This is a genomic window from Helicobacter sp. 12S02634-8, from assembly GCF_002272865.1.
Lineage (GTDB): Bacteria > Campylobacterota > Campylobacteria > Campylobacterales > Helicobacteraceae > Helicobacter_J.
The window spans coordinates 1-6,792 of the sequence record NZ_MLAP01000024.1 but is presented as its reverse complement, the minus strand read 5'-3'; the positions used below and the strand labels follow the sequence as shown (position 1 = coordinate 6,792).

6 protein-coding genes are annotated in these 6,792 nt (G+C 41.6%); 4 read left to right on the top strand and 2 right to left on the bottom strand.

Features of this window, described 5'->3' with window-relative positions; translation table 11 throughout:
* Window positions 1-239 precede the first annotated feature (239 nt).
* Together BKH46_RS08995 and BKH46_RS08990 are read right to left on the bottom strand one after the other, a co-directional pair.
* On the bottom strand, window positions 240-515 hold the full coding sequence (locus tag BKH46_RS08995) for a DUF493 domain-containing protein (protein WP_095226502.1): 276 nt from the start codon (window positions 513-515) through the stop codon (window positions 240-242).
* Entirely contained in the window at window positions 515-943 is a 429-nt protein-coding gene (locus BKH46_RS08990; protein WP_095226501.1) for a YbgC/FadM family acyl-CoA thioesterase, read from the bottom strand. The genes BKH46_RS08995 and BKH46_RS08990 overlap by 1 nt, the downstream gene beginning before the upstream one ends.
* Window positions 944-1,010: 67 nt before the next feature.
* On the opposite strand from BKH46_RS08990, the gene BKH46_RS08985 reads away from it, so the two are divergent.
* From BKH46_RS08985 to BKH46_RS08970, 4 genes are read left to right on the top strand one after another with little or no spacing between them, the layout of a single operon-like run.
* Window positions 1,011-1,475, top strand: a complete 465-nt coding sequence (locus BKH46_RS08985; RefSeq protein WP_172402617.1) for a rhodanese-like domain-containing protein — start codon at window positions 1,011-1,013, stop codon at window positions 1,473-1,475.
* A complete protein-coding gene (dndC, locus tag BKH46_RS08980; protein WP_172402616.1) occupies window positions 1,453-2,850 on the top strand; it encodes a DNA phosphorothioation system sulfurtransferase DndC in 1,398 nt (465 codons plus the stop codon). The genes BKH46_RS08985 and dndC overlap by 23 nt, the downstream gene beginning before the upstream one ends.
* Window positions 2,851-4,872: an AAA family ATPase gene (locus tag BKH46_RS08975; protein WP_095226498.1), complete on the top strand. Its 2,022-nt coding sequence runs from the start codon at window positions 2,851-2,853 to the stop codon at window positions 4,870-4,872.
* Window positions 4,872-6,371 (top strand): FtsK/SpoIIIE domain-containing protein, encoded by a 1,500-nt coding sequence (locus BKH46_RS08970; protein ID WP_095226497.1) that lies wholly within the window; start codon window positions 4,872-4,874, stop codon window positions 6,369-6,371. The genes BKH46_RS08975 and BKH46_RS08970 overlap by 1 nt, the downstream gene beginning before the upstream one ends.
* Window positions 6,372-6,792: the final 421 nt, after the last annotated feature.

Below are 6,792 nucleotides of genomic sequence, written 5' to 3'. Positions count from 1 at the left end.
GTAAAGTCCAAAAGGTCTTATTCAAATACTACCTCCTAGGAGGTTTCAAATCTCAAGAAGGCGCACTCAAAAGCCAACAAACAGCTGATGGAGTCGCTAAGATCTTAAATGGCAAGGCTGTCCAAGCAGTTTTAAGGGAGATTAAGTAGAAAGAAAGATTCTCCCCACATTTGAGGGGGGAAGATTTGGTTTCTTTTTTTGGGATTTGATGGGGGTGCAATGTTTGGATCAAGGCAGGGTCATATGACCATCTTGACACAATCAAGCCCTGTGAGCTTGGTGTAGAGTGTATCGCGCATTTCTTGATTCTCTACGATTGTTTTGAGGTGCAAGCTTGTGAAGCGCCCCTCTTTAGATGTGTTTTTGCACTCTAGGCTATAGGGCTTAGAGATGAGTGTCTGGATATATGCTTGGAGTGCTTGGGTGTCTGTGGTGATGATACGATATTCCCATTGCGTGGGGTAGGTGATCTCTGGCCGGCCTTGTAATATCTCTAAATTGGTGGGTGTAGGCATTAGCTTTTCCTTAAGATTTCTAAAAATTGCATGGGTATGGGGCAAGGGCTTTGTGTGGTGAAGTTGATATGGCCTAGTTTGACTTCCATTTGGAATATTTTGAGTCTGCAGGGCTGTTGGCTTGCGTGGTCTAGGGTTTTGTAGATTTCTTGATGTAAGAAGACAGAAACATTTTTGAGCTTTGTGACTTGGCTATGGACTTCTAGCATATCCCCTAACGCCGCACTCCCGATAAAGTCTGCTTGCAAAGTGCGCACGACAAAGCCGCTTGTGCTTTGATGGGGGGTGATCTTGGCGTTGAAAAATCTCTCGCTTCTATCGCGTTCGCAGTATTTGATGTAGTTGGTATGGTAGATGATCCCTCCACAATCAGTGTCTTCATAATACACCCGAATACGCACTTGCAAGCTCCTATTTTGACTTGGCATACTTTAGCATATTTTGGTTATTTGTGTTATAATGCAAGCTAACTTTAAAGAAAGGCCATCTAGCAAGATGTATATCCAAAGAGATGTTTTTGTCCCCACACCTTTGAGAACAACCCAGCTCAAAGACCTCTCTTCTTTTGTCATCATCGATATTCGTAGTCAGCAGTCCTTTCTCTCTGCACATTTGCGAGATTCTATCTCCTTGCAGACACCAACACAAATTTTAGAATTTCTCCATACTGATGGCAATAAGCCCATTGCATTGATTTGCTTTAGCTCAAAAAGAGCCAAAGAAATGGCTATCAAGCTTGCAAAAGAGTTAGATAAGAGCTTTTATCCCCATATGAATATTTATTATTTTGATAAGGGGATCATGGAACTTGATGCATCTTGCTTTCCGTTGGTGATACCCTCATATGATACGCGAGATTCGAGGGATTCACTAGATTCAATGGGCTCGATAGACTCACTAGATTCAATGGATTCAATGACCCCTGTATCTGTATCACTTGCGCCCCCCCCCCCATATTAATAGCCCCCTCGCTCCCCTCTCTACTGCTAGCACATCAGATATAATCCTTACAAACACCCTAGAGACAATCAAGAGAAAATACCTCGCGACCAAGCGGATTTTTATCGTAGCTTTTAGTGGTGGCAAGGACTCTACTTGTGTGCTCCAGCTCATCTATACAATGCTTTTGGGCTTACAGCCCACGCAGCGGCGCCCAACCTTTGGGATTGCTTCTGATACTTTGGTCGAAGCCCCGCATATTGATAAATTTTTACATCGTGTGATTGATACGATCAATACCCACGCTAAGCTCCATCAAATCCCTTTTGAAATCATCTCAGTCGCCCCAAAGCCACAAGATCAATTCTGGGTCAATCTCATTGGCAAGGGCTATCCTAGCCCAACTCGGGTATTTAGGTGGTGCACAGATCGGCTCAAGATACGACCAGCCAAAGATGCAGTTGCTAAGATTGTGCATACATATGGCAGTGCTTTGTTGCTGCTTGGCACGCGCAAAGCAGAGTCTAGCAATCGCAAAAAATCCATAGAAAAGCACATTTTAAATGAAGATGGCTATTCGCAACACCAAGATTTTCCTAATACCTTGACTTATGCGCCGATCATGGAATGGACGACTGATGATGTATGGGCTTATCTCATCGCACATAAGCCTCCTTGGGGCAAAGACCATCGGGAGCTTTTTGCGCTTTATTCTAAAGCAAGTGGCGATGAGTGTCAGTTCATCACTGACCTTAGGCAAAGCAGCTGCGGGGGGAGTCGCTTTGGCTGTTGGGTATGCACGGTGGTGAGTGAAGATAAATCCATGCAAGGTTTTATTGATTCAGGGGAGAGTGAGCTTTGGCCCCTCAATGCGTTTCGGAATTTTATCAAAAATCTCAGAGAAGACCCCAATGCAAGGGCAGATTATAAACGCGATGGCAGAGCAGTCTATAAAATCGAGCAAAAAGGGCCTTTCACCTCAAAAGCAAGGATAATGATTTTTAGGGAATTGCTGCTTGCAGAGAGAGAATTCAAGACTTCAGGGGGTGGGGAGTTGATTTCTGATGGGCAGATTTTAGAAATTCAAAAGGCGTGGGATAGGGACTTTGATCTCAACCATACAGCAATCAAAATAGCAAAGGAGTTTGACAGAATGCAAGAAATAGAAGACAGAGAATATACAAGCAATGGCAACAGAGAGCTTTTAGAGCAAGCACTCAGCGAGCTAGAGGGCAAATATCAAAGCACAGGGCTTAGCATAGATATTTTAGAGAGTTTGATTGGAACGAGTGCACAGTCTTCTTATAATCTAGGCAAAGACGCAGATAGAGAAATCAATGAAGCCCTCAAAAAGATCGTTGAAGACCAAAGTGCGCAGCACAATAAGGGGGTATAGATGTTTATCAAACACATGAGTATTTGTAATTTATTTGCCTATTATGGCAAGGTGGAAGTGGATTTTAACGCCATCAGTGCAACCAAAAATATTTATGTGATTTTTGGAGACAATGGCTATGGGAAAACGAGTTTTATCCGTTGTGCGAAGTTATTGTTTTTAGGCACAGGATTGTTGAAAGAGGGGAACTTAGTCCCAGAAACGATAAGGAGATTCCATAGTGGGAATATCAAAATCCCTAGCTATTTTATCAAGGGGTGGGGTGATTGGCAAGGGATTCTCAATACACAAGCTAAAGCTGAGGGAGCAAGAGATTTTTATATCCGTGTTGATGGGGTTTTAGAGGATAAAAAAAGCTTTTGTTTGCAGAGGTCTTGGACGATTGGGGTCACGCAGGAGGTGTGTGAAAATTTATTTGTAAGCATAGGGGAGAGGGATTATAAAGATGAAGAAGCACAAGATGTGATCAATGAGATTTTGCCTCCAGATTTTGTGGAGTTTTTCTTTTTTGATGGGGAAGAGCTTGAGATCATCAGTCAAAATATTAACAAACAATTTCAAAATAAGGTAATGACCTTTTTGGGAATCACTCCTTTAGAGCAGATACTCAAGCAAGCAAAAAATCTCACCTTTTATTTTAAAGACACACTGAGGGAAGATCAAACAACCCAAGGGGCATATACTAAGAAAAATAAAGATCTTGAGTCAGAAGAAGAATATATTCAAACACTCAATCACGCAATTGAGGTCTGCTATGATGAATATAAAGAGTTTGATGAATACTATCTCCATAAAGATAGAGAAATCAATCAATTCACAAGAGAGCAAAATGAAAATACTCAAAAGCTCCTAGATGAGCAAGAAAAAATACAAAAAGACATCAATGAGAAACAATCCAGTCTTAAAGAGCTTTTAGCAGATGTGGTTTTTGTGGGGAATTTGGACTTGGTAAGGCAGGTTCAAAAGAAGATGGAAGACATAGAAAATAGGGCAAATAAAAATGATCTTGATGCCTTAAAAAGGTTATTGCCAGATATTGCAGAAGTTTTCAGAAAAGAACTGCAGAATAAGGCTTGGTGTGAAGAAATTTTGTCTTTCTTGCCCCAAGTCCATCAAAAACTAAGCAATAAGCATTTTGAAAACTCGCCTATCCCCCAAGAGCTATTCTTGAGTATCAAAAAATATATCGAAAAGACTAGCCGCTCCACCCTCGCTAGCACTCTCTTGGAGCTATCAAAACTCCAAAAGCAGCTCAAAGAACTCAAAGAAGCTATTTCTGAGAATACCAATAATGATAAAGACACACAAACAAAGGTCGCAGAGCTTGAAAAAGAGAAAGAGGAATTCAAAAAACAACGTGATGATTGCAATGCAAAACTTTCTGAATACAGAGCACAAAAGACAGAATCTGAGCAAAAAATCCAAACTCTCCAAAAAGAAATCCAGCTCTTAGAACAAAAAATATGCACCGAGAGAATCCAAACAAAGCTAGACCTCATTGAGGCCATCACTCAAGTCATCACAAATTATAAAGAAAAGCTACTCAATCACCAAAGGGAAGCCCTCGAAAAGCTGACACTTGAAAAATATAAGATTTTAATGCCCAATGATAACCTTGCGCGCATTGAGATCAATCAAGACTTCACGATGGTGTTTAAAAATAAATATGATGAACCCATCTATCAGTCCAATCAAAGCAAGGGACAAAATCAGGTTTTAGCCACAGCAATTCTCTGGGCACTCAGCGAGCTATCAAGCTATGATATTCCCTTGATTATCGACACGCCTTTAGGTAGGCTCGATAAGGATGTGCGCCAAAGGATTATCTTAGAATATTACAAAAATAGCCAATTCAAGCAAATCATCGTTTTGCCTACGAGCGCTGAGATGGGGAAAGAGGAGCTTGTGAGTATTGAAGATGGGTTATCGGGTCTGTATCAAATCAATAATGCAGATGACAGAAGACACGCGACAATTGTGCCAACAACAATAGCAGAAATCACACAAAACAAGGGGCAGTAATGGCAAGAATATATACAAACAATGAAGAGGAAGTGCTGATAGAAAGGATTAAAGACGGGTTGGGGAGCAAAAATATAGATAAATATATACCTATCAGGATAGCCTTGAGCGTGGCTTTGGGCTTGGAGCGCTGGGAGATGGACTCACCAAAATGGGCAGACAAAATCCTGCGGCCTAGCTCTAATGCAAAGGGTGAATACAATCTGGAGCAAGTCACAAACCTTGGCAAGAGTGGTGAGTATGAGGGGTATGATATTTTAATGCGCTGCTTGTTTTATGAATACCATAAAGAAGAGCTGGAGTCAAAGGGGCAAAATATTTTTAAAGATGATAGTGTTTATGAAAATCTTTTGACCCAATACATGCATAGAGGTTTTTTTGAGATATATTCGAGCTATAAATCAAGCGACTGCTTTTATCAGTGGTGCTTGGATAACTTGCATTTCTCAGAGCCTAAAGCCCTAGCAGACTCTCATACCCTTGAGGTGTCTTCAGTAAATACAAATCCCAATGACTTGTTTGCAGAGATGAAGAAATTTTTTGCCGATCAAGGCATTGGCATAGAGCTTGTGGATCAAAAGTCCTCTTATCGGCATACAATCTATCGTATCAAGCTAAAAGACAACAAGCAAATCAAAAAATTTGAACAAATGAGCGAACAACTCGGTCGTGCAATCGGCAAGACAACTGCATTAGCCCCCGTAAAAGGCGCGGGGCTTACTTATGACATCAGAGTGGAAAAGCCCAAAAATGAGTGGAAAGAGTTAGGCAAAGAGGATTTTATCAAGGGCTTTAATGCGATACCTAATACCTTTTCTTTGGGGATTTTCTTGGGCTTTGATATGGACGGGAAGCCCTTTTGTGAGGATATGAGGGAAAAACACATCTTGATAGCAGGTCAGAGTGGGGGAGGGAAAACTACCTTTGTGCGCAATATCATCATTTCACTCTTAAAAGGAGGTATTGGCAAGTCCAATATTGTCGTTATCGATCCCAAGCAAGGCGGGGATTATGATGTATTTGATTTGGGGGAGAATTATATCACAGACAAGCAAGAGGCTGAAGATAGGCTTGATGGGGCGATTGAGGAAATGGATAGGCGTTATAGGGAAAAACTCAAACCCGCTAAAAACTCACAGACTCCTTATCAGGTCATTATCTTTGATGAATTTGCCGATTGGGCTTCACAGGACAAAGACAAAGCCCTTAGCGAGAAAAATGCTAAGTTAGCACGAATGGCAAGGGCATCGGGGATATATCTTATTCTCATCACGCAACGCCCTGATTCCAAGGTTATCGATGGACAAATTAGGAGCAATATGACTATGAGCATTGCTCTAAAAGTCAAGACAGCTGCAAATTCAAGGATTATCCTTGATGAAAATGGTGCTGAGAATCTCACAGGGGCAGGTGATGCACTCATTAAGGTGGGCGGTAGTCTTGAGGGGCCTTTGCTTGTGCCATATCTAGAGGTAAGTGATATCACATCGCTGATATGAATCTATAATACTTGCCTATAATAACTTTTTTATTCTTCCTTTCAAAAAAAGGGTTTATCCACCCCTAACATATGGGTGGGTGGGTCAAAACCTTAGCCCCGAAAAAACTCTTTTTTTCTCCCAAACCATCATCAAACGATGGAGGGGAAGCTCGCAACCTCCTTGCTAGCAAAAAGCCAGCGACTACACTTCTGTAGTCTTTTCTCTGTCTTTTTGCACCCTTGGCTTTAGGGCGAGCAAAGGCAATTCAATCCGATATTTTCGTCTTTCTGCCTTTCGCCTTTGCCTTTCTGTATTTAAGCGTGGCAGGGGTAAGGGGGAGTTTGAGGGGGAATTTTGACCCTCCCACCCAAACTGCGGACTTCGCAATTTGAGCCCCCTTCCCCTCTCATAGAAAAACCTTTTGATTTAATTTGTTAAA

Coding starts and splice junctions, on each gene's coding strand:
- BKH46_RS08995 (WP_095226502.1), bottom strand. CDS start 515: ATGCCTACACCCACCAATTTAGAGATATTACAAGGCCGGCCAGAGATC.
- BKH46_RS08990 (WP_095226501.1), bottom strand. CDS start 943: ATGCCAAGTCAAAATAGGAGCTTGCAAGTGCGTATTCGGGTGTATTAT.
- BKH46_RS08985 (WP_172402617.1), top strand. CDS start 1,011: ATGTATATCCAAAGAGATGTTTTTGTCCCCACACCTTTGAGAACAACC.
- BKH46_RS08975 (WP_095226498.1), top strand. CDS start 2,851: ATGTTTATCAAACACATGAGTATTTGTAATTTATTTGCCTATTATGGC.
- BKH46_RS08970 (WP_095226497.1), top strand. CDS start 4,872: ATGGCAAGAATATATACAAACAATGAAGAGGAAGTGCTGATAGAAAGG.